Origin of the sequence: Martelella mediterranea (genome assembly GCF_021021415.1) — a bacterium.
Classification (GTDB): domain Bacteria; phylum Pseudomonadota; class Alphaproteobacteria; order Rhizobiales; family Rhizobiaceae; genus Martelella; species Martelella mediterranea_C.
Genome location: NZ_JAINWJ010000093.1, coordinates 1 through 3,326 on the forward strand (window position 1 = coordinate 1; position 3,326 = coordinate 3,326).

3 protein-coding genes are annotated in these 3,326 nt (G+C 49.8%); all 3 read right to left on the minus strand.

What is annotated here, in order from left to right:
- Window positions 1-12: 12 nt before the first annotated feature.
- Genes K7H91_RS25410 through K7H91_RS25420 form a run of 3 tightly spaced genes read right to left on the minus strand, consistent with a single transcriptional unit; the run spans window position 13 to window position 3,174 of the window.
- Entirely contained in the window at window positions 13-804 is a 792-nt protein-coding gene (locus K7H91_RS25410) for a hypothetical protein (protein WP_230722950.1), read from the minus strand.
- A 32-nt stretch (window positions 805-836) separates the two neighbouring features.
- Window positions 837-2,876, minus strand: a complete 2,040-nt coding sequence (locus K7H91_RS25415) for an N-6 DNA methylase (RefSeq protein ID WP_230722951.1) — start codon at window positions 2,874-2,876, stop codon at window positions 837-839.
- 49 nt (window positions 2,877-2,925) lie between these two features.
- Window positions 2,926-3,174, minus strand: a complete 249-nt coding sequence (locus K7H91_RS25420) for a helix-turn-helix domain-containing protein (RefSeq protein WP_230722952.1) — start codon at window positions 3,172-3,174, stop codon at window positions 2,926-2,928.
- Between the last annotated feature and the right edge of the window lie 152 nt (window positions 3,175-3,326).

Below are 3,326 nucleotides of genomic sequence, written 5' to 3' on the forward strand. Positions count from 1 at the left end.
TATTGTTTCCCGTCATGAACTTTTGAATCCGGCTCTAAGACGATCTTCAACTTCAGTAAAAAGTGGGCGGAAGTACTGAGAATCTATGCGCCCAGCTGCGAAGGCAGCGCTTGCTGAGGCGGTATAGCTGAGTGTCTTCGGTGGTGTCCAGTCGGCCAGGCCCAGCGCGTCAAGGATTACGTATTCAGCCTCTGTTACGGCTTTTGCTGATTTAGTCTCAAGCGCAACCGATTTATCTACCAAAGCGTCAATTCGATTTTCGAGTACTTCCAATCGCGGGACAGGGATGTCAGACAAATATGGAGGCGCAATATGAGGTTGTGCAGCTCCATATCCCCCGCGAAGTACGAGGGGTTTTCCTTTGCTGCTTTCCAAGAAACTACTCAAAAAGCCGCTCGGACAAGACGGCTTTCGAATGATCAATATATCAGCGCAAGCGAATGCTTCTACGGTATGTTTCCAGGGCGCTACCTGTCCGTAGTTTGCCCCAGTGCGAGTCACAAGAACGTCGCCCTTGGAAAGCCTATTTCTTGATACCGTGGGTCTCAACTCCGCAGGCATATATCGCGGATCAGAAATTTCCGAGCGATTGGGGCGAACGTCTTTTGCCATTATGGTAAGCAGACCTTCGTCTTCATATTCTCTTTTTACTTCAATCGGATGCTGTATTCGGGCGGCAATATCACCCAGGCGTTCGTAACTGCATCTCCGGATATCTAATACGGCGTGCAAAGCCGGTTTGCTGAAGAATTCTGCGTCAAACCGAAGCGCTGGGTTTAAATCACCCAGTTCTCTAGTTTGCATAATTGAGGCCTCAAGCCCCTCCAACAATTCGTTTAGGCGACGACTGTCGAAGGGGCTACCGGAAAAAAACTTAAACGCTCCTGCTTCGCAAATTCTTGAAAGGCTTCGGCAATGCCGTCTTGCGTCTTGCCATCATGGTTGAATAGATCATGCGCGACGATGAAATGGCCGTGGTCGTCGCGTTCCAAACTGCCATCGGCTTTTTTGACATAAACCTTGTCGCCGCTGTTATCGACACTTTCGACCTGCTGAGTTGCGAAGAATATGTTGTAGTCTTTTTGCTTTTCACACAGCGGTCCGGCCTTCTCATCATCGTTCCAACGTTGGACAAAAAGGACGCTTGTTTTTGTGCCGGTATGTGGCTTGAACGTATTGGGATGCAGGCCAACCACCGCCAGAATTCGGCACCGTTCCATGATGAATTCGCGAATGCGTTTGTCGGAGGAATTGTTGAACCGGCCCTGCGGCAACACAATTGCCATGCGTCCACCGGGTTTAAGAAAATCCAGATTGCGTTCGATGAACAAGAGATCGCGTCCGACAGATTTCTCCATCTTGCCATCAGCTTTGTGGCCCATGTCATAGACCGCAAGCATGTCCGATTGTTTGATGTCCCCAGCGAAGGGAGGATTGGCCATCAGCACATCAAAACCGAAGTTGCGATAGCCTTCTTTCTTGCCACCTGTACGAAGCCGCCGCAGTCGCCGCCAGCCATCGCCATAGGTATCGTCCCACTCATCTTGCTTAACCGTTTCGTCCCACTTGGACCAATCAAGCGTGTTGAGATGCAGCACATTGGTTTCGCCGTCACCTGCGATCAAATTGAGGCAGCGAGAGACGCGAACGCTCTTTTCGTCGAAGTCGATTGCGAACACCTTTTCGCCAACGTAGCGCGTGGCTCGCGGATGTTTCGCGTCCATTGTAAACAGATGGGAATGTGGAAGCCCTAGTTCGTCGTATATCTGACGCCATACATGGAACATGGCATGGACTGTAAAACCAGCCGACCCGCAAGCCGTATCTATAACGGTTTCACTCTCTTTCGGGTTGAGCATCTTCACACACATGTCGATGACCCAACGCGGCGTGAAATACTGCCCTTTCTCGCCCTTCGATGACTTGGAGACGAGGTATTCGAACGCGTCGTCGATTACGTCGAGATTGGAGTTGAACAGCTTCCATTCTTCAAGCGAACCGACGCAGACTTGCAAATGGTCGGCTGACAAGCGGATGCGCTCATCATCCAGGAATACGCCAGGCCATTCAAGCTTCGCCCTGTCAAAAAGCGCCTGAATTCGCTCTTTGAGTTGGGCAGCGGTGTTAGAGTTTCGAAACTGAAGATAGGGCTGGAGGCCGTTATGGGTAGCCTTCTCATCATACAGCTTTGTAAAAACAAGCTTGAACACCTCTTCGAAAACATCGACGCCCGCATTGGCGAGTACTTCGTCTTCGAGTTCGACGATCTTTTCGCGAAGTGATCTTGTTTTTGAACCTTCTTCCTGACGCTTCTCTTCCTTCTCAATAAGAGTCTCGATAGTCCAAGGCTCGCTAACAACATCGTCAATCGTTTGATTGGCGGTCGGCAGACGGGGAAGTTCGACGAAGTAATTTGGGTTCTTGCGGTGATAGCTTTCCGCAAGAATGCCGTTACTCCACAAAGCCAACGGAGCCCCCGTAGCATGGCAATAGGATCGTAATTGTTCCTTGCCGTCTCGCAACTTCCCTTGCTTCACTTCGATGATCATGTAGGGGACGGTCGGTCTATCTGGGTCGAATACGACTATGTCAGCTCGCTTGGAGCTGTCGCGTCCAAAAGTAATTGGGTATTCCACCTGTATCCGCTTTGCCGGGTATCCATATTCGCCCATTAAACGCGCCAACCAAAGCTGGCGTATTGCCTCTTCGGGCTTCAGCTGTACATCTTTCCCACGGACTGCGCAGGGGACATACAGGGTTATCTTGCCCCTTACGTCTTTCGCAAACGAACGGGCTTGAAGAGCTTCAATCTCGTCTTCAGAAAAAAGGGCGAATTCTTCTATTTCGGGTACCCAGCGTTGTATTTCGTCGTTCATTTCATGCGCCCTATTGATTCGATATCTGATTTGCAGATGAGCATTTTGTCTATGGGTTGTCACTGGTTGCTTGAATAGCACCAACCATCGCCTTTGGATCAAACCCTAGAACTTCTGCCAATTCTATAAGTTCAACGACGTCAATTCGGCGTTGGCCACTTTCCAATCGCGCGACGAAGGATTGATATTCACCTAGCCTTGTCGCAAGTTCGGTTTGTGTCATGCCTGCTTGTTCGCGCGCTTCTATGAGTTTTGCAATGAGCGCCTTGTGTCGGGCTGATCCAAAAGTTTTTCCCACATCATCACCCCATCCGAGTCGAGATGGGGACTTCAAATATATCTGAAAATCAGTTATCTTAAATTCAGATAATTTTTGGGTGTTGATTGGATGAATGTTTGGGTTGAGGTTGCGGTTAGAGGTGGCTCGGGAAATCTGCACAGCTAGGATAA